At 38.2% G+C, this 18,374-nt stretch carries 21 protein-coding genes and 1 pseudogene; 7 read left to right on the top strand and 15 right to left on the bottom strand.

Translation table 11 applies throughout. The features are described from left to right. Nucleotides 1-81 precede the first annotated feature (81 nt). The 3 genes from AB4Z50_RS21340 to AB4Z50_RS21330 are packed head-to-tail and all read left to right on the top strand — an operon-like array spanning nucleotide 82 to nucleotide 4,131. Nucleotides 82-1,845: a sensor histidine kinase gene (locus AB4Z50_RS21340; RefSeq protein WP_441881861.1), complete on the top strand. Its 1,764-nt coding sequence runs from the start codon at nucleotides 82-84 to the stop codon at nucleotides 1,843-1,845. Continuing rightward, nucleotides 1,820-2,581, top strand: a complete 762-nt coding sequence (locus AB4Z50_RS21335; protein ID WP_076270578.1) for a response regulator transcription factor — start codon at nucleotides 1,820-1,822, stop codon at nucleotides 2,579-2,581. The genes AB4Z50_RS21340 and AB4Z50_RS21335 overlap by 26 nt, the downstream gene beginning before the upstream one ends. 29 nt (nucleotides 2,582-2,610) lie before the next feature. Then, nucleotides 2,611-4,131 carry an ABC transporter substrate-binding protein gene (locus AB4Z50_RS21330; RefSeq protein ID WP_441881857.1) on the top strand — a complete coding sequence of 507 codons (1,521 nt, stop codon included), beginning with the start codon at nucleotides 2,611-2,613 and terminating at the stop codon, nucleotides 4,129-4,131. Between the two features lie 104 nt (nucleotides 4,132-4,235). Here the strand turns inward: AB4Z50_RS21330 and AB4Z50_RS21325 are convergent, their stop codons facing one another. The 15 genes and pseudogenes from AB4Z50_RS21325 to AB4Z50_RS21255 all read right to left on the bottom strand — a co-directional run bounded on the left by AB4Z50_RS21325 (nucleotide 4,236) and on the right by AB4Z50_RS21255 (nucleotide 16,014). After that, a complete protein-coding gene (locus AB4Z50_RS21325; RefSeq protein WP_441881854.1) occupies nucleotides 4,236-5,237 on the bottom strand; it encodes an NADP-dependent oxidoreductase in 1,002 nt (333 codons plus the stop codon). Nucleotides 5,238-5,301: 64 nt separating this feature from the next. Continuing rightward, nucleotides 5,302-5,640, bottom strand: a complete 339-nt coding sequence (locus AB4Z50_RS21320) for an ArsR/SmtB family transcription factor (RefSeq protein WP_339208387.1) — start codon at nucleotides 5,638-5,640, stop codon at nucleotides 5,302-5,304. Between the two features lie 313 nt (nucleotides 5,641-5,953). Beyond that, nucleotides 5,954-6,292, bottom strand: a complete 339-nt coding sequence (locus tag AB4Z50_RS21315) for a hypothetical protein (protein WP_441881850.1) — start codon at nucleotides 6,290-6,292, stop codon at nucleotides 5,954-5,956. Between the two features lie 123 nt (nucleotides 6,293-6,415). Beyond that, a complete protein-coding gene (locus tag AB4Z50_RS21310) occupies nucleotides 6,416-7,009 on the bottom strand; it encodes a YdeI/OmpD-associated family protein (protein ID WP_441882194.1) in 594 nt (197 codons plus the stop codon). 684 nt (nucleotides 7,010-7,693) lie between these two features. Continuing rightward, nucleotides 7,694-8,047, bottom strand: a complete 354-nt coding sequence (locus tag AB4Z50_RS21305; protein ID WP_441881847.1) for a hypothetical protein — start codon at nucleotides 8,045-8,047, stop codon at nucleotides 7,694-7,696. A 339-nt stretch (nucleotides 8,048-8,386) separates the two neighbouring features. Beyond that, on the bottom strand, nucleotides 8,387-8,548 hold the full coding sequence (locus AB4Z50_RS21300; protein WP_441881844.1) for a hypothetical protein: 162 nt from the start codon (nucleotides 8,546-8,548) through the stop codon (nucleotides 8,387-8,389). 530 nt (nucleotides 8,549-9,078) lie between these two features. Beyond that, nucleotides 9,079-9,603 carry a hypothetical protein gene (locus AB4Z50_RS21295; protein ID WP_441881841.1) on the bottom strand — a complete coding sequence of 175 codons (525 nt, stop codon included), beginning with the start codon at nucleotides 9,601-9,603 and terminating at the stop codon, nucleotides 9,079-9,081. 198 nt (nucleotides 9,604-9,801) lie between these two features. Next, a complete protein-coding gene (locus AB4Z50_RS21290; protein WP_441881838.1) occupies nucleotides 9,802-10,272 on the bottom strand; it encodes a hypothetical protein in 471 nt (156 codons plus the stop codon). Nucleotides 10,273-10,377: 105 nt separating this feature from the next. After that, a complete protein-coding gene (locus AB4Z50_RS21285) occupies nucleotides 10,378-11,154 on the bottom strand; it encodes an AraC family transcriptional regulator (RefSeq protein ID WP_441881835.1) in 777 nt (258 codons plus the stop codon). A gap of 24 nt (nucleotides 11,155-11,178) precedes the next feature. Next, nucleotides 11,179-11,754, bottom strand: coding sequence for a LysE family translocator (locus AB4Z50_RS21280; RefSeq protein ID WP_441881832.1), 576 nt, complete (start codon nucleotides 11,752-11,754; stop codon nucleotides 11,179-11,181). Nucleotides 11,755-11,850: 96 nt separating this feature from the next. After that, nucleotides 11,851-12,327 (bottom strand): WapI family immunity protein, encoded by a 477-nt coding sequence (locus AB4Z50_RS21275; RefSeq protein ID WP_441881829.1) that lies wholly within the window; start codon nucleotides 12,325-12,327, stop codon nucleotides 11,851-11,853. A 21-nt stretch (nucleotides 12,328-12,348) separates the two neighbouring features. Further along, nucleotides 12,349-12,939 (bottom strand): annotated as a pseudogene (locus tag AB4Z50_RS21270) (DUF3885 domain-containing protein). Between the two features lie 27 nt (nucleotides 12,940-12,966). Further along, complete coding sequence (locus AB4Z50_RS21265; protein WP_441881827.1) at nucleotides 12,967-14,097, bottom strand: hypothetical protein; 1,131 nt, start codon at nucleotides 14,095-14,097, stop codon at nucleotides 12,967-12,969. A 177-nt stretch (nucleotides 14,098-14,274) separates the two neighbouring features. Next, nucleotides 14,275-14,880: a CatB-related O-acetyltransferase gene (locus AB4Z50_RS21260; protein ID WP_441882191.1), complete on the bottom strand. Its 606-nt coding sequence runs from the start codon at nucleotides 14,878-14,880 to the stop codon at nucleotides 14,275-14,277. Nucleotides 14,881-15,120: 240 nt separating this feature from the next. Further along, complete coding sequence (locus AB4Z50_RS21255; protein WP_441881824.1) at nucleotides 15,121-16,014, bottom strand: AraC family transcriptional regulator N-terminal domain-containing protein; 894 nt, start codon at nucleotides 16,012-16,014, stop codon at nucleotides 15,121-15,123. A 232-nt stretch (nucleotides 16,015-16,246) separates the two neighbouring features. Here AB4Z50_RS21255 and AB4Z50_RS21250 point away from each other — a divergent pair, with 232 nt between their 5' ends. Genes AB4Z50_RS21250 through AB4Z50_RS21235 form a run of 4 tightly spaced genes read left to right on the top strand, consistent with a single transcriptional unit; the run spans nucleotide 16,247 to nucleotide 18,337 of the window. Further along, nucleotides 16,247-17,098 carry an aldo/keto reductase gene (locus AB4Z50_RS21250; protein ID WP_441881820.1) on the top strand — a complete coding sequence of 284 codons (852 nt, stop codon included), beginning with the start codon at nucleotides 16,247-16,249 and terminating at the stop codon, nucleotides 17,096-17,098. Nucleotides 17,099-17,130: 32 nt separating this feature from the next. After that, nucleotides 17,131-17,553, top strand: coding sequence for an MFS transporter (locus AB4Z50_RS21245; RefSeq protein ID WP_441881818.1), 423 nt, complete (start codon nucleotides 17,131-17,133; stop codon nucleotides 17,551-17,553). Between the two features lie 2 nt (nucleotides 17,554-17,555). Further along, a complete protein-coding gene (locus tag AB4Z50_RS21240; protein ID WP_441881815.1) occupies nucleotides 17,556-17,741 on the top strand; it encodes a hypothetical protein in 186 nt (61 codons plus the stop codon). Then, nucleotides 17,738-18,337 (top strand): MFS transporter, encoded by a 600-nt coding sequence (locus AB4Z50_RS21235; RefSeq protein WP_441881812.1) that lies wholly within the window; start codon nucleotides 17,738-17,740, stop codon nucleotides 18,335-18,337. Before AB4Z50_RS21240 ends, AB4Z50_RS21235 begins: the two co-directional genes overlap by 4 nt. Nucleotides 18,338-18,374: the final 37 nt, after the last annotated feature.

The raw sequence follows: 18,374 nt of genomic DNA, 5'->3' as shown, positions 1-18,374 counted from the left end.
TCTATGAAGCTTCGCTTAATCATGATAAAGTGGTATGGAAACCACTTGCTTTAAGACGAGCTGCTGCAATTGAGGTGCCATATGAGCTCTTTTTTACAAATCAAAATTTATCGTTACAAGTTTATTGCCTATGTCGTCTTTGTCGTGACTATCGGACTCGCCCTTGGCATTCTGACCTGTGTCATGCTGCTGAATCAGTGGGTTGGTGATGCTCGTTTAGAGGCTGCAAATGCGTTCGCAGGTGTAGAGAATGAGCTGCAGTACGATGCTGACCGAATTGAGGCTTACATGCAGCGTATATACTCCAATCATAGTCTAATGGAAGATGCTCGCAGCTTTTTGAACAGCAGTGTTGAAGGCTATTTGACCAATAGTCTGCAAAACAGCCAATTCTCACAGCCGTTGGTATCCTTTCCAGAGGATATTAAAACCTACCTGTACAGCTGGGCGCAGGGTGAAATTACGCAGGTTAGTCTTCATACCAATCAGTATAGCAATGTTGTACGCTTTAACGAAAACGGAATTGCAAGCTTCATATTCGGTCTTCCAAATACAGACGAAGCTTTTCACGATACGATTCTAAAAGGCTTCGTATATCGCAAGAAACTATCGGATACATCACTGGGCTCTAAGGAATTAGGGGAGCTGCGCTTCTTGGTCAGCAGCGATCAAGTCTTTAAATCTATACAAAATTATCGATTAGGAAAAGCTGCTGCAGTCAGTACATCTGGTGAGGTCTACCTTATCGGCAGCGGCCAGGATCAGAAATTAGAGGAATTATCGCGTCTCGCAGCGGCGAATGGACGCAGTCATGGCGTTATTTCCCAGGGCTTGTTCAAGCATATATTTTATATTACATTTCCATCCACCAAGTTCAATTTCAAGTTCGTTAGCATCGTTGATTTATCCATGCTGATTAAGCAGCATGCCAGGATGCTGCTTACCATCTTTCTGATCGTAATAACGACCATGATAAGTGTACTACTGCTCATTGTGTATAATATGCGGGATGATTTCCGCTTCCTGCACCGCATTATTCAATCGATTGGTCGCGTGAAATCTGCTAATTTCACACCTAATCGCCCTGCCCGTTATCGTCGAAATGAATACGGCATGATTGCAAGGGAACTAGATGATATGATTCAGCAGTTAGATAAGCATATCCGCAATGAATATTTACTTAAACTAAAGCAGCAAGAAACCGAGATGAAAGCGCTTCAGAATCAAATCAACCCACATTTCCTTTATAATACGTTAGAGGTCATCCGCTCCACTGCTTTAGTTAATCAGGACAGAGATACCGCTGATGCCATTGCTACCTTAGGGGCGCTCTATCGCGAAATCGTCAAAAAGGAAAATATTATTTCGATTGCAAGTGAGCTGGAATTGTTGCAAAAGTACTTAGAAATTATGGAGTTTAAATATCCAGAACGTTTTTTTTATCAGGTCAATGTAGATCCTGCGCTCCTCTCGATCCCTACCGTAAAGTTCTGGATGCAGCCTTTGGCTGAAAACTTTTTCATCCATGGCTTTAGCGCAAGCAACGAGTTTAATTTGTATATCGTTAACGGCTGGGAAGCTGAAGATTATTATGTATTGGAATTTGTGGATAATGGGCGTGGTATTGGGGCGGAGCGTTTAAATGCAGTGCGAAGCACAATATCCAACCAGGATGATACTTCTTCCGAGAGTATCGGTTTGCGCAACGTCTACACGAGGCTGCACTTCTTTTACGGGAAAAGCTTTTTTATAGAGATTGGAAATAATGAGGAAGCTGGAGTTAAGATTTCTGTACGGATTCCAAAAGAGGTGATTGAACATGTACAAACTGCTGATAATGGATGATGAACCACAGATTTTGGAGGGGATGAAGCGAATCCTCGACTGGAAACAATACGGTTTCAGTCGAATAGATACGTGCGAATCTACGGAAGCCGCCATGTCCAAGGTTGTAGACCTGCTGCCTGATGTCGCTATTTTTGATGTCTGTGTTGGCAAGGATCTTGGTTATGAAACGATTCATAGACTTAATGAGCTCCAAATCCCTACCAAATATGTGATTATGAGCGGCTATAGTGAATTCAAGTATGCCCAAGAAGCCATTCGCTGTGGTGTGAAAGACTATCTGCTCAAGCCATTAGATCGTACAAAGCTGCAGCAAGTGATTGAGAAAATTATTGTTGAGGATCTCCATGGTACGATAGGTAATGCTAGCTGCGAGAGCCTGAACAAGGACCCGGTACTCGGTGTAAGTTATGACAGCTTATCCAAGCTGGTTAACCGCATTTTGCTCATGATCAAGACGGAGTATGCTCAGAATATTACTTTAAAATCAGTGGCAGAACGTTTCCAGATGAACAGTACCTATCTCGGACAATTATTTCTTAAAGAATCCGAAATGAAATTTTCAGAATATCTAATGGCTTACCGTATGCTGCTCGCACAAGAACGAATTCAATCGACAGATGAGAAAATTTCTTCTATCGCCCTTTCCGTCGGCTACAACAATCTCAATTATTTCTATACACATTTTCAAAGCTTTTTCGGAAAATCTCCCTCTGATCTGCGGGGAAAAGGTTAACAACGAACTCGGCAGAAAGGCGGATATCGATGCAAAAGCGCTCTAGATACAGATATATCTTCATAACATTCAGTATTATACTGCTGCTCACAGCGTATACAACCGGTTGCTCCCTGCAAGCTAGCAAAAACAACAATGATAAATATCATGGGGACACGGTAAATCTGATCTATTATACAATTGGAGAGCCTGACAAAGATCTGAAGCTCGTAAATGATAAAATCAATGAAATTATGGCTCGTAAAATTGGCGTGACCATCACCTATATTAAGGTTGGTTGGCAGGAGTATGAGGATCGGCTGAACACGCTCATATCCGCAGGTAGCCCGTTCGACATTGCTTTTGCCCCCAACTATGCAACTACCGCTATGCGCGGCGCATGGCTAAAACTTGATGACTATCTTTTGAGTCTAGGTAAGGATTTGTACGACACGATTGATCCCACCTTCTGGCAAGGGGTTCGAATGAATGATGGAGGCATTTATGGTGTACCGACCAATAAAGAGCTGGCTGTACGTGATCATTGGATGTACCCTGCTTCGATCGTAAAAAAGTACAATATCGATATCACCAAGTATAATACGCTGGAATCGCTAGAACCATTGCTCCGGATGATTCAGCAGAATGAACCATCCTATATACCAATGGAATTAGATCGGGATTCACAAAATTTCTTCGCTCTCTATGGCTACGAGTATATTTTGAATCATAAAGTTCCGTTAATGGTGAAATCACTGGACCCTAACTCTAAGGTCGTGAATATTTTTGAAACAAAGGAAGCCCGGCAGATATTAGACACAATGCGACGGTATTATAAAGAAGGCTTCATTAACAAGGATGCTGCACTGCGGGAGCCTGGCGGACTTAAGCGTGGGGATCAGGTATTCTGGAAATCCTCAGGCGGCGGCCCACTCTCGGATACGAATTGGAGTAAGGATCGCGGCTACAAGGTTGTATCGAATCCTGTAACCCATAGTGTCGTCACTACGGAATCCGTCCGTGGCGGAATCATGGCTATTAATGCCAACACCAAGCATCCTGTTGAGTCTATTAAGTTTCTGAACCTGCTTAATACAGACCCTGAAATACGAAACCTATTTAACTATGGAATTGAAGGATTGCATTACACGCTAGGTGAACATGGGCAAGCGATCCCCATTCCCGGCAAAGACAGCCAAGGCAACCCGATCCCGGATGCACCAGCGAGCTATGCAGGAGTACAATATACACAGGGTAACTGGTTTATCTTGAAAACTATAGGCGGCGATAACCCGGAACCGCTCGATAAGTGGGATCAATTCCGCAAATACAACGCTGAAGCAATCAAGTCCACCATTCTTGGCTTCACGCCTGATCTATCTAAGCTGACCGCCCAAACCGATAACATCGAGATGATTTGGAAAAAATACTATCCAAGCCTTATGACCGGTACAGTCGATGTTGACACAATCCTCCCCAAATTTAACGAGGAGCTAAAACAAGCAGGTATCGAAGAGGTGCGGAAAGAAATACAGAAGCAGTTGGATGAGAAGCGAAGCGCAAAGAGGTAAATGCTATAATGCCTCCCACAGCCTATTATTGAATATGTATATAAGCGGAAAAGGCAGCCTATATCGGCTGCCTTTTGTCATTCTACTATTTCACTTGGTAAAACTTACTTTATTTTAACGACTACCTTTCCTTTAGCCCTTCCGCTTTCAAGGTATTGAAAGGCTTGCCCTGTATCTTTAAAATCAAACACTTTATCAATAACCGGAATAATGTGACCCTCTTCTATAAACTTCTTAATGATCTTTAATTGCGCTCCGCTTGGCTTCATAAAGAGGAAATGATATCTCGTACCGCTTTTCTTCTCTAGGGCTGTAATTTTACGGCTCACAATGGATAGAACGGCCGTCTTCAACCAGCCTAATTTTGCTTCCTTGCCGAATCTGGAATTGGGCAGGCCGGAGACTGATACTATTTTTCCGTTTGGTTTCAGTACCTGGAATGATTTTTCTAAAGCTGTTCCCCCTAAGGTATCGTACACCGCGTCATATCCCTTAAGCATTTCTTCAAAATTCTCTGTTTTATAATTAATGATTTGATCGGCGCCCAGTGAGTTGACCAAATCATAGCCTTTATCACTTGCTGTTGTGGCGACATAGGCACCCATCCATTTGGCCAGTTGGATAGCGAAGGTGCCTACCCCTCCAGATCCTGCATGAATCAAAATCTTTTGTCCTTTTTGAAGGTTCAAAATATCGTAAAAGGCCTGATATGTCGTAAGTCCGACCAGTGGGATCGATGCCGCTTCTTCAAAATTTAGGTTTCGTGGTTTTAGAGAAATATCATCTTCATGAATGGCAATATATTCAGCCAACGTTCCGATCCTGTCTTTGCGTGGTCTTCCATAAACCTCATCACCGGGTTTAAATGCGCTCACGCGTTCACCAACCTTGGTTACTACCCCAGAAAAATCATTTCCGAGAACTAAAGGAAAGTCATACTTTAGCAGTAATTTTACTTTTCCTTCTTTTATTTTGAAATCGATAGGATTTAAGCTTGCCGCATAAATCTCTACTAGTACATCATGTTCTCCCATTGTAGGCATTGGTCGTTCCATCATTATTAAGGGCACATTTTTCCCATATCTCTCTATCGTTATAGCCTTCATTATTATCACTCCCATTAAGATCATTCGTTTAAACATATAAACGTATAAAGCGAAAAAATTCATTTTATTCCATTGAAGATTGCAAAGATCCGCTACACTGAGCTTCAATAGCCTCAATTAAAGATTTAAGTTGCTCTAATGGTTTGCGGAGAGTCAGGACATAGTAATTTTCTACGCTCTTTTTCTCGTAACTAACATAGCCAGACTGTCTTAATACCTTCAAATGATGGGAGACGGCAGGCCGGGACAAGTCAATTTGATCCGCTATAGTATTAACATTAAGTCCAGCTTTATGCTGTGCAAGCAGCAAAATTATGGCTTGACGTTTTTCATCTGTAAGGACATCCAGCAAGGGAATGGAATCTTTAAATTGCTGTACAATATGTTCAGTATTTTGGCTCATACACTTCACTTCCGTTCATTCGTTTAATTATATAAACCTATTATAACCAACTTTTTGATAAGATCAAATTTTTTTACAATACCTATACTGGCGGAGCAGCGCTTGTATCCGTTCTTATCCGCAAAATCAAACTCCACCCCATAATAAATAGTTAAGGGTAAACATGAACTCAAAATCTTCATCAAATCGCTTAGTACTAAAGGTAAGGAGTACGATAACTAATACCGCTAAATAGGCAAATAAAAGACCCTGTGCTGAGTAATTTAATTTACCTTCTAACCACGAAGCCCACGCTTTATATAAGAATGCTTTCTTAGTTTCTTTTTGCAGTTGGAAATTCCACAATTTGAATGTTAACTAGATCCATAACCGCGAAAACTGCCAAAGCAAACCCGCTGTTCCATAACGCATGAATCCAATTTTCTTCAAACTTCTTCTTGCATTCATCAATAATAGTTTGGTTAATAATAATAGGAGTTGTTACAACCATCTCTGAGTAGAGATGATCAGTTAAATCCAACTTATCAACCATCCATTGCAGCCCTGCCAGGATTCCCTTATCATTTTCCAATGTAGCCTTCTGATGTGAGTCAAACCAGTTAAGCAGCTGATCTTTTCGCTCCTGAGTCATCTCTACAGTAACAATGAACATAAAACCACTCTTTTACCGTTTAGTTTAAAAAGCCAATAGACTTCATTATAAGTCCCATTAGATAACTGGTATTTAGCGACTGGGTTCTTCTATTTCTTTTGAACAGGAAAACAAATATATATCCTAATCGTTTAAACCTTTTCCATCCAGAATTTGCTGCTTATATTTTTCAACCCTTGACTCGCGAGTTTTGGATTGTTTGGGTTCAGAAAAATAAAAAATGTACGCTCTTTGCCGTCCCGGCGTCAATGCTTCAAATGCAGTTTTCAAGGCAGGCATTTCATCTAATTTGTTTTGAAATTCATCAGGAATTGTGTATTCTGTATTCTTTTTAAAAACCACTTCCAAACCGGCTTTTTCAACTTCAATGGCTTCATTAATATAGGATTTCAAGATAGCTTCCATTTCAACTATTTCTTGAACGCTGGTGAACCGAATTTGGCGCGCCGCCTGTACATTTTCTGTTTGTTGGATTAGGATGCCATTAGGATCTTTTAACAAGACACCTTTGTGAAACAGAAGCGCGCAATATTCTTTAAACCCGTGGATTAAAACTATGTTTTTATTCTGAAATGTGTAACAAGGATGCATCCACTTATATTCTTCGGTCAGCTCACAGTCAAGAACGATATTTCTCAACTTTTTATATTCTTCTTTCCACTTTTTAGATTTACCTATAAATCCATCAACCTTAAGATTCAGTCCACTATTTGTCATCATGGAATACCCCTCTTCATCAAATTACTATTATGTTTTTAATAATAAACAGATCATTAATAAATCCACTGGATTGCTTTCTAAGCTTGTCCCTTTTTGTGCCCGCTCCAAGCTGATGGACACCGACTAATACCGTGTAATCACTTTTTCATCAGTTGCACATAGGTTCCATTGTACTGCATTTTTAAGGATTGTACAGTTTGCATACAGACTCTATTATAATCACTTTTTTTTCTTATCAAATTCATTGTATACAACCAAATTTATAGATATACCCTCACAAGATATTACCATGCCAATTGGCTCACTAATGATCGCTAATATTTCTTGCTGTTCTCCTCATTCTTGTGCTTGTTGGACTATCGTTCTCATTGTTTTATGAAATCAGTCTATTTTTACATTTTGGCACTTTACACAAACAGAATAAAAGGCCTCCGGAATATTCCGAAAGCCTCTCCATTCATTCCTCTTTTATGCGTAACATCGATTGAGCATACTGGCGATATTCATCTTAGTTGATTTTTTCGGCGAACACTGCGATTAGCACCAGATAAGCTGTATATCGCTCCACGATCTGCTTAGCCACCGTACGTATTCCCTATGGTCATACCGATCAAGCAGAACAATTAGATCTAGAAGTTATAGCGTTCAACCTTCCCTACTCGTATAACTTGAAGAATGTATTCAATCTATATTTCTTGGTACGAAACATACGTTAGAAAAACTGAGTCCATCATCCATATCTTCGCCATCAAGAGTTTGTAATAAATGATACTGAGCAATTTCTCTCTCATTTATCTCAACATTCAATGTGGTTTGAACAAAATATATTGGATCGTCCCATCGATAATTAATAACTAGGGCTATTCTCTCATTTGAAAGCTTTGTCGAAGTTGAGATATCATTACTGTTAAATGCCTCAACAAATTCTTTCGGCTCATCACTAAACCAAGAGTTTACATATACCCAGAATCCCTCATGTGCTTTTTCAAAAGAATTGTATTGCTTAGCGAACTTCTCCAATTCAACAGCGTTCATATTTTCCCCCGACAACTCAACAAGTAAGCAATATCACAACAAATTGCTCATTGTTTTTTACTATTTTACCCATTAACTTAAACTGTCGTTCACAGTTAAACTATCTTTTATTTAAAAGTAGCAGTCTTTTAGCCAAATAATCCTTTTCTATTGTTTTATTCACTAGACCATATTTATTTGTTTCATATAGGATATCGTTTTCTACTGTAAGGATAGTTATGGGTTTATCTAATGTGGTAATTCCTTGTTGAATATATATTAATAAATTTGAATGTACTTTGTTTGACTTTCTCAGAGGTTCAGAGTTTGAATGAATGGTTTCTCCCTTAATATTAATTCTCAATTCTCATTACGCCACCATCTAAATGTTTCGATTGCGGAAAGTGACCCATTTAGGTATTCTATCCACCCATCTCCGTGTTCTAGAAAATAAATGATCTCATCACTAGGTCCCGGAGCAAATAAAGCATCTGCAGACCATTCTCCTACTATTTCATCCATACTTTTAAACCTCCATAATTATCAATTTTATCTCAAGTCGTTATGTAAGATTAGGAGGGTCAAAAATCATCATGCTTAAACTAAAAAAAAGTACAAAAGATACAAAACTAAACAAAACGAACCGTGATTTTCTTATCTTTATTTTTCTGAAAATTGTTCGATTGCTAAATATTAAAATAGCTAGAAATAAAGTTAATAATAAAAGAGTTATGGGTAGGAGGACGATTATTACATCTTCTTCTCCTCTCATATCAGAACCGTCATGAAATCCCATAAAATAACCTATTACATATATACATGATGCACTGATTTTTATAATGTATGGAAACATCTGCGCTAAAAATGAATTAATGATTCCACCTAGTATTAGATATAGTGTTTTCAATTACACACCTCCACTCGTGAATAGAGAAATTTTTCATATTGTTTTTTACTATTTGAAAGTGCTCTCTCTGTTGCTTTGAGCTTATCATGGTTTGATTGAATCTATTCAAGTTAAGATTCATGAATCACACCTTTATTCTCAGTTGTTAAAAATTAATAATTTTGTCCATTCCTTTTAATGCCTCAAATATTTTAGTATTATCTCTAGTATCCGGAATTTTCCCATAGCGAATTTGGTATATTTCCTTATCGCTTCCTTTAAGCCAATTAGAAGAGATTTTTGGAATATCAATATCGTGACTATATAGAGATGATAAATTGGACCAAAAACTACCTAAATATATTCTATCGTTACCCACAACTACAACAAAAGGTTTACCGCTTGCAGGTACTTTTCCTTCTAACTTTTCCACTAGACTAATGCTTTCCTTCATTATGAATTCATGTTCGATCCAATTATATGTTCTAATTTCATTAGCTGTAAGCACAGGTATAGTTTCTAAAGATAGATCATTAAGCTCTTTACTCATCGCATCAGTTGTAGATAGTTCTTTAACCAAATAGATGGAGAATTCATTAACATCGCTCTCCTCATTACTACTATTACAACCCATAATCAGGAATAGCATAATATTCAAACTTACAAATAATTTTATTGCAGATAATTTCATAAGAACCCCTCTCTTTAATTTTCACAACCATAACTGTATAGACGTTAGATATTCAAAAATGTTTTATTTTATGGTATATCATCCAATATTAACTTATTCATCTCAACTAAGCTTCTCATAAACACAACGAGGCTACCGATTAATACCGGAAGCCTCGTTTACTGTTTATTAAGTTATAATTGATTGAGAATGACAGTTTTAGTCCCAATAGTTAAAGATTATCTCACCGACTGTCTTAGGCATCCAATAAAAAACTTGTTTTAGTTCAAGTTCATTTAGTGTGTTCTCATTTTTCAGCTTATTCTTATGCACATCTAGCAGCACTTCTTCACTAAGTTCTCTTAAGTGTAAAAAGCGATATTCTTTACTATAAGCTTGAATTCCATTGATTAGAGTTTGATTCTCTATAAATATAACATTCATATATTCAACTCTTGAAGCGATAGCTATTAAAGGGTAATTATTATTTAATAAAATATGAATTTCTTCTCCGTTAAATTGTAAATCCGCACAGTAAAAATTAGTTTCCTTCAGATCGGAAACAGTGACTAGCTTTCCACCAACATGATTTGCTAAAGCATAGCATAGATTTTTAAACTGGCTAATGTCTACCAATGATCTAACGATATCAGTGTTATTAAATCCAGAAATTCCATCGCGAAGCAACAAAATAAAACACCTCATTTTGACATCAAACCTAATAAACGTGTCCTTTACTTTAAGGAATCCGCAAATAAAGACGACATACATCGGTCGGTTTTAAGAGCCGCCCCTCTAATTTAAATATGACATATATTCGAAAGCTGTTGTGCCATATACACTTTTAAAATGTTTATTTAAATGGGTTAAATCCACAAAACCGCATGCAGCCACTGCAGAGTAAATATCTCTATTTTTTTCGATCAACTGTTTAGCAAGTTCAATTTTGCAGTTAAGAAAGTATTGATACGGTGAAATTCCAGTATTCTCCTTGAAGAAGCGAATAAACTTAAACTTTGATAAATGAAGTTCATTACAAATCTCATCAAGTTTCAATACCTGTTCCAGATTGGCATGAAGCATATCCTTTGCCTTGTGAATTAGTGCGGTATCCTTCTTGTTGTCCGTTGAAAACTTCGTTTGGACGAGGCTATCGGTGAGGGATACGAATAATTCACTGCAAATTGCCTCGTCTTTTCCGCTCAATATTGCGTAGGAAAGGTTTAATATCCCTTGTTTTAGTCGATCATCATACACAACAGGTTTAGGAAAACGTACGTTATCCTTTTTCTCAATAACCTCCAAAAACAATTGCGGATCAATATAGATCATAACATAATCCAGACCTGTCTTATCCTGCGCCATTCCATCATGAGCCTGTTCCGGATTAAAAAACATAACACCATTCTGGTGGGATAATTGTAAAGTGCCATCCAAATTATATTTTTGGATTCCACGTAAAGTTACACCCATGGCATACTCTTGGTGGGCGTGCTTTTTATACGTAAAATCAGTCATATTCGCTGACAGCACCGTAATACCCGCTGATTTTCGATAAATAAATTTGTTCATTCCATTCACCTCTTCATCACTTGCCTACATCCAGATCATGATTGCAGCGTAAGCGAGAGATAACGCCATCAATACATTAAATGTTTTATTATACTTTTGTAAAAACGCTTTGAAAATCGAACCAAAGAGAACCCATGTCATAAATGCCAAAAAGCCAATTAACGTGATAACTAGAATACTTAAAGTGACTGCAGAACTTGTGTTATAGCTAGGCATAATGAAGGTTGGAATCACAGTTAATGTAAATAATACTACCTTTGGATTTAAAAACTGCATAAGAAATCCTGACACGAAAGTAGCCGTTTGGTTTAATGCTCCATTTGATGCATCCATTTTGTAAATTTGATAAACAAGATAAAACATATAACCATTTCCAATGATCTGCATCACAATGATTATTTTCGGTATAATCGTTATGAGAATCGTGTTCAGCAAAGCAGAAATTACAAGTAATGAGGCAAATCCAATTGTTGCTCCAAACGAATATTTCATTGCCTTTTTTACACCGAAATTATGCACAGTGGATAATATGACGATATTGGTAGGTCCAGGTGTAAACGTAGCAATCGTACAGTAAATCAAAAAAGATGTAAAATCCATGAGAATACTCCTTTCAAGCTCTTCTCATAGCCTACATCTTAAAATGAAATTCCTATAGTATATTATTGCAGAACTAACGTTTATTTCGCTATGGTTCTATGTGGCAAATCTGAAATCGGTATCCGTTTGAAGCTTCGTCACTGAAGAAAACCGTTTTAGGTTCTGAATAGTTAAATCGATAAATTCTTGGTTAAAATGAAACTCTCCCGCTAGAGTCGAATTTATATGCCCACTGGAATCGTATCTTGAAGTTGATAATGAATATGTAACCAAAAAGTCTCCTTTGTGATTGATTCGCTCAAATGACATTGTAAATTCATTCGGAGACATTGATTGTAAACTGCATTTTTTTGAAACTCTCCCACTCTCAACTTGATTAATAAATTGCATCAGCTCGTCTATTGAAAACCATACTTCTGCATTACAACCTGAAAATTTGTTATCAATCACATCAATGGTACAGGATAGACTAGGGAGGCGGTTATGTATATACTCTTCAAGTGTAAAATTAATGTATGATTTTTTGTCGTCTGAATATATCCTAAAGTCATAATCTGTTATAGGTTTGAACATCTATTATCCTCCTAACATGACTTACGACTTGAAGATGGAGTCGATACTCTCTCTATCGTAATCTAATATCCAATGATTATAATTTATGTAAAGTTCCTGGAGAGGTGCCTTTGTGTTAGAAACGATATCTAAACCTCTGTCGTCATATAAATAAAAAATCGTATTACGAGTTGTATTCACGAAAAATATTCTATGATACACGAAGAGAAACATTGCAGGTTTAATATCTGATGTTTTGCAACTCAGCACATAACGGAACGATATCCATTCATCATCCTCTTCATCAGATACCGTAAAGCTGTTACAAATAAGTTTTTTTTAAGTTTCCTTGCTTTTAACGCCTTTTTTAAAAAATTTTATCTTGTAAGGCTTACTCTTCCTTCTAAAGCTAAGAAATAAAACAATAAATATTTCATCACTTTCACTGTGCGTTTTTTTAAATAGTTGAGTAGTACGATAGAGAACTTGTTCTCTGTATTTTTCATCAGAAACCAAAGGATCCGGGTCACCAATTTCAAATCGAATACCTACATCCGCGTTATAAAATAGAGGGGATTCCAATTTTAGTCCTAGAAACTTGTCATTGAGATAACGATCAAGTAATGCTGTCACTCATTCTCCCCCTTTCCACGAAAAGAACTATAGTATTTGACTTCTTAGGTTCCAAGACTCTTCTGCCAAATCAAGCAGTGCCTGAGTGACTAACAACAGATGACTTGATTTTTCTTTTTGCTTTGTTTTATCGTCTACTTCTAAGTTACTAAGCATCTTATCAATAACCATGATAAACCTAAGCGATGCGCTCGCAGTAAAACCGAAACGGGCAAGCTTGAAATCCCCGTCCCATCCCTCATCCTTGAGTCCTTGCATATAGTTTAGAAATAATTCTTCCTTATACTCTGCTACCTTGTTAACTGGAACTTTCTTTTTTAATAACGCATATCCAAACATTCGACCAAGCTCTTCCCCTACACCTGAAATACTTGCAAACTGCCAATCAATCGCTATTAATGAATCATTTCCATTCAATTGCTCTATAAAAATGTTATCCCAGTGTACGTCTTGATGGGCAAATACACGAGGCAGTAATTCTAATGTCTCCAGCAAGCTGTTTACTCGGTCTCTATTGATACGATAAAGCTCCCACATAGAGCTCTTACCATTAAAATCAATCAAGTAAGAATCCCAAATAACATTTTGCTCCTCAATGGGTTTAGCATAAGCAGCACACACCTCCACCCAAGAACGCATCCAATTGTGGCATAAAAAAGATTCAGTTGGGAAAGGTGTCCCTGTTAGGTATGCGCCATTGTATTTTCCAAGTAAGTAGGATATTTTACACATGTGCTTGAATGACCATTCGCTTTGGACATTTTCAATAACTATATCCTCGAGCCAGATCGAGACATTTTCATCCGGATGCTTTTCTACTGTATAGCATAAGGGAGCCCTTATACCAAGTGGCAATTGATTCAGAATCCCTGAACTATAAACCAGAGCTTCGCGTTTCCAGTAGTAGTAGTGATTGACTTGATTACGCAAAGGATCAGGTTTTAATAACTTGAGTATCATTGTATAATTTTGCTTTCTATCGTTGTCCAGAGCTATACAAGATACCCTGAAAACCGAACTTTCTTCCTTGTTTTTTCCAAGAGGACTGCAATTCCACGATAATAACTGTAAATTTTGAGAAGCTACAACACGCCGTAATAGTGACTGTAAGTAATCAGGGTCAATTTTAATATCTTTTTCCGTTTTTGCGGTTATCATTATGAACAGACCTCTGTTTCTTCAAAATATATACATTTAAAATACGTGAAACGGTCCACGATTCCTTCCTGACCATTGCGTTAACTTCCAGCTTACTTAATGAAAAAGGAAGCAGTCGCCATAGCAAACTGCTCCTTATTTGTCCCACTATCATACCTTGTTAGCGTAATAACGTTTTTATAATGACTTCAGTAGTTCTTTTAATTCATCCGTATTATTGCTTGTCAAAATTGGAATATATTCAGTTATTTTTTCAACATCCCAGTTCCACCACTTCAAAGTATTAAGAATATCAATAGTCTCCTCGTCAAATCTATAACGGATTAATTTTGCTGGGTTACCTCCAACAATGGAATAAGACGGAACATCTTTAGTTACAACTGCGTTTGTTGCGATTATCGCACCATCACCAATATGAATCCCCGGCATAATTGTAGCATTATAGCCTATCCAAACATCGTTCCCTATAACTGTATCCCCTTTGAAACCACCACTTAGATTCTTTAGGCCGGCTTCCCACTCTCCTCCAAATGCCCCAAAAGGAAAGGTTGTAAACGAGTTTGTATTATGATTCCCACCATTCATAATAAATTTGGCGTTGGATGCTATAGCGCAAAATTTTCCGATTTTCAGCTTATCACCGATAAAATCAAAATGATAAAGAACGTTTTTCTCAAAGCCTAACGGATCATTATTATCGTCATAATAGGTGTAATCTCCAACTTCAATATTTGGATTAACCACTATATTTTTAAGAAAACATAAGCTTCTGATATCCTTCATTGGGAAAACACTTTTTATATCTGGACCTATCAATTAGCGACACTCCTAAAATATATTTTTTAACTTCACCAACAATATTCTCTTTTTTATTAACATTTTATTTTTCATTTGATCCTTCAGTTAGTTTAATAACTGCAGCGGTTACTAATCAATAAAATCCCAAAAAAGAAAAAAGTTAGGCTCACGTCTACTTTCTAAGTATGTCCCTACCTATCTGGTTTCGAATTTATTTCTAGCCTTTTATGCTTTCTGTCGCTTTATATCCTGTCTTGGAGGAAAGCCAAACATTCGCGAATACTCTCGGCTGAATTGTGAGGGGCTTTCATAGCCTACTCGAAATGCGACATCAGTGGCATCTGTTGACTCGTTTAAAAGCAGGCGACGAGCTTCCTGCAGTCTCAGCTGTTTTTGGAACTGAATTGGGCTCATAGCCGTTACTTCTTTAAAATGCCTATGAAACGAGGAGACACTCATATTCGCTATTTCGGCAAGCTCTTCGATCCGGAAACTGCGATCATAATGATTCATGATCTGCTCAATAACCTCTCTAATTTGGTGGATTGAGCTGCCCTCCATTACAATTTGTTTTAAAATACTTCCATTCTCACCTTCCAGCACCCTATACAGAATCTCCTTCGTAATTAATGGAGCAAGAACCGGAATATCTTTGGGATTATCTAACATGCGAGCTAACCTGAGGACCGCATCCAACAAAGTCGATTTCATCTGGCTGACAAACATTGCCCGATTCGGATCTATTTTCGATTTCACTTGATTTTCAGACTCATGTAGAACCTCTAAGATTTGGCTTGGTGTAAATTCAAGTTTAAAACCCAGATAAGGCGCGTCGGAAGACGCTTCAGTAACTTGTGCTGTGACCGGCAAGTGAACAGTTGCAACAAGATACTCAGCAGGACTGTATCTATAGCGCTCCTCCGCCAGCCATACTTCCTTCGCACCTTGGACAACTATACATAAGGAAGGTTTGTAAACTCCATGCCTGGGTACATTAACATTTGAGATATGGATGAAAAATAAGGATGGAATAGCGGTAGGGTGTACACCGTCTTTTCCAGAATAACGCTTAATGATTTCGGCGAGTTCATTCTGCTGCTTCATGACTATTTCAGACATTGGCCCCTCCAACGACGTTATTTTTATAGTTCAATTATAGACCATATGCATTTGTTACATAAGCGGTTGTGAGAGGATTAGGCAAACATTTGATACGAATGGGATAACTGTCTCTTTTTAATCCAGTGCATAATAAGGTTGTAATCGGTAAATATACAATGAATCAATTGATAAGGAATTTGCTATTTTTTAGCTCCCTGCACTTACACACTAAAATAATGGAGGTCTTTCTGTGCAAAAAGTAATTCTAAACAATGGTATTGAAATGCCTACTCTCGGTTTTGGTGTTTTTCAGATCCCAGATGCAAATGAATGTGAAGAAAGCGTTCATGAAGCTATTAAAGCAGGTTATCGCCTGATTGATACGGCTGCCTCTTATTTAAATGAGGAAGCGGTGGGCAGAGCAATAAAACGGAGTAGCATAGTAAGAGAAGAGTTATTTATCACTACAAAGCTTTGGGTACAGGATACAGGTTATGAGCGCACAAAGAGGGCATTTGAACGATCACTAACAAGATTGCAGCTTGATTATCTGGATTTGTATTTAATTCATCAGCCCTTTGGCGATGTTCATGGCTCTTGGCGCGCTATGGAGGAGCTCTATCGTGAAGGAAAGGTCCGTGCAATTGGCGTAAGTAACTTTCATGAGGATCGGCTAATAGATTTGATTATTCATAATGAAGTTGTTCCTGCCGTAAACCAAGTGGAAACACACCCTTTCAACCAGCAAATCGAAAATGCAGCCTTCATGAAAGAGAACAATGTTCAGATCGAGTCTTGGGCGCCATTTGCTGAAGGGAAAAATAACTTGTTTCAAAATGAATTATTGGTAGCTATAGCCGAAAAGCATAATAAATCCGTTGCCCAGGTTGTTTTGCGTTGGCTAACACAAAGAGAAGTCGTTGTCATTCCAAAGTCGGCTCGTAAAGAAAGAATTATCGAAAACTTCAATATCTTTGATTTCGAATTAGACCCTAAAGATATGGAGTCAATTGCTTCATTAGATACGAAACAGAGCCAGTTCTTTTCACATCGGGATCCTGAAATGGTGAAATGGATCGGCACCCGGAAACTCGATATCTAGCTATATTGAGTGGGAAGAAGGAGGATCAGAGATTGCTCGCACGATTAAAGAAATTGTTCGAAATTAAAGGATACCGTTTATTCGTCATCTGCATGCTGATGATCGGAATCGGAATATCGATTACAACTCCTTATCTAGCTCTGTATTTCACAGAAGATTCAGGGATGACTACCGGGGCATTCGGCGTGTTCATGGCAGTAAGTTCGTTAAGCGGTATCTTGGTGAACACGCTCATTGCCAAAAGTTCCGATAGCGGTCTAGACCGAAAATGGATATTGATTGCAGCAATGCTTTCGTCTGCTTTGGTGTATGCTGCGTATTTGACATTCGATAACTTCTTTATTCTGCTGATTGTGGTCAGCATATTGAGTGGATTTGGTGCTGCCTCCATACCGCAAATTTATGCTTATGCACAGGAATCTGCCAATGAAAGCAATCCGACGACAAAACGTTAGCGATGTCTGCATTACGTTCTCTGATCTCTCTAGGCTTTCTAATCGGACCATTGGCAGGGACTCTCCTTTTGGCGGCGATTGGGTATAGCGGTCTCTTTCTGGTGACATCCGCCATCTATCTTACGACAGCATCTCTTATATTCCTGTTTCTTTCAAGCCGGAAAGCAAATCCAAAAAAAATGGGTTGAGCAACACAGTAGGTACCTCTTTGCTCATTAACAGGCAGATCAGGCTGCCGTTTATCGCTTTTATTTTTCTGTTCACGGTTAACGCGATGAATTTAATCAATACGCCGCTCTTTATTGTGAACGAGCTTCAAGGCACGCATACGGATGTTGGATTAGTGGTCGGTATTTGTGCCGGCCTTGAAATTCCCATTATGCTGATCTTAGGTGCGTATGGTAGAAAGATATCAAATCATACTCTTTTAATGTTTGGCAGCATTATTGCTATTTTCTATTTCGTCACCTTAGGTGTTTCGAACGATCCGATTCAACTGATTATAGCGCAGCTTATGCAGGCAACGTTTGTGGCAATCGTGATGGGCAATGGACTTAGCTATTTCACGAATATGATGCCTGATTCACCGGGAGTAGCTACAACGCTATATACCAACGCCTCCACTATTGGTAGGCTGGCAGGAACGCTCGGCAGTGGTATCATTGCCCAGTTTACAGGATTTCGATCGGTGTATTGGATTTGTCTGGTGATTGTGATTTTATCATTAGTCTTGTTATGGCGAACAAAATCAGAAGTAGGAGAAGAAATTCGATTATCCATTTGAGACCTATAGCTTGTACTGTTTTGACGGTCGGTCCTTA

Source organism: Paenibacillus sp. 2TAB26 (assembly GCF_052115145.1).
In the GTDB taxonomy this organism is placed as follows: Bacteria; Bacillota; Bacilli; order Paenibacillales; family Paenibacillaceae; genus Pristimantibacillus.
Note: the sequence above shows the minus strand (reverse complement) of the source record. Positions and strands in the feature narration are given on the sequence as shown.

Bases quoted from the DNA above. Each gene is read 5' to 3' on its own strand.
- AB4Z50_RS21305 (WP_441881847.1), bottom strand. From the start codon at position 8,047: ATGAACGCTGTTGAATTGGAGAAGTTCGCTAAGCAATACAATTCTTTT.
- AB4Z50_RS21310 (WP_441882194.1), bottom strand. From the start codon at position 7,009: ATGACAAATAGTGGACTGAATCTTAAGGTTGATGGATTTATAGGTAAA.
- AB4Z50_RS21265 (WP_441881827.1), bottom strand. From the start codon at position 14,097: ATGATAACCGCAAAAACGGAAAAAGATATTAAAATTGACCCTGATTAC.
- AB4Z50_RS21325 (WP_441881854.1), bottom strand. From the start codon at position 5,237: ATGAAGGCTATAACGATAGAGAGATATGGGAAAAATGTGCCCTTAATA.
- AB4Z50_RS21280 (WP_441881832.1), bottom strand. From the start codon at position 11,754: ATGGATTTTACATCTTTTTTGATTTACTGTACGATTGCTACGTTTACA.
- AB4Z50_RS21275 (WP_441881829.1), bottom strand. From the start codon at position 12,327: ATGTTCAAACCTATAACAGATTATGACTTTAGGATATATTCAGACGAC.
- AB4Z50_RS21300 (WP_441881844.1), bottom strand. From the start codon at position 8,548: ATGGATGAAATAGTAGGAGAATGGTCTGCAGATGCTTTATTTGCTCCG.
- AB4Z50_RS21260 (WP_441882191.1), bottom strand. From the start codon at position 14,880: ATGAAGGATATCAGAAGCTTATGTTTTCTTAAAAATATAGTGGTTAAT.
- AB4Z50_RS21340 (WP_441881861.1), top strand. From the start codon at position 82: ATGAGCTCTTTTTTACAAATCAAAATTTATCGTTACAAGTTTATTGCC.
- AB4Z50_RS21335 (WP_076270578.1), top strand. From the start codon at position 1,820: ATGTACAAACTGCTGATAATGGATGATGAACCACAGATTTTGGAGGGG.
- AB4Z50_RS21240 (WP_441881815.1), top strand. From the start codon at position 17,556: ATGTCTGCATTACGTTCTCTGATCTCTCTAGGCTTTCTAATCGGACCA.
- AB4Z50_RS21255 (WP_441881824.1), bottom strand. From the start codon at position 16,014: ATGTCTGAAATAGTCATGAAGCAGCAGAATGAACTCGCCGAAATCATT.
- AB4Z50_RS21320 (WP_339208387.1), bottom strand. From the start codon at position 5,640: ATGAGCCAAAATACTGAACATATTGTACAGCAATTTAAAGATTCCATT.
- AB4Z50_RS21315 (WP_441881850.1), bottom strand. From the start codon at position 6,292: ATGTTCATTGTTACTGTAGAGATGACTCAGGAGCGAAAAGATCAGCTG.
- AB4Z50_RS21285 (WP_441881835.1), bottom strand. From the start codon at position 11,154: ATGAACAAATTTATTTATCGAAAATCAGCGGGTATTACGGTGCTGTCA.
- AB4Z50_RS21295 (WP_441881841.1), bottom strand. From the start codon at position 9,603: ATGAAATTATCTGCAATAAAATTATTTGTAAGTTTGAATATTATGCTA.
- AB4Z50_RS21330 (WP_441881857.1), top strand. From the start codon at position 2,611: ATGCAAAAGCGCTCTAGATACAGATATATCTTCATAACATTCAGTATT.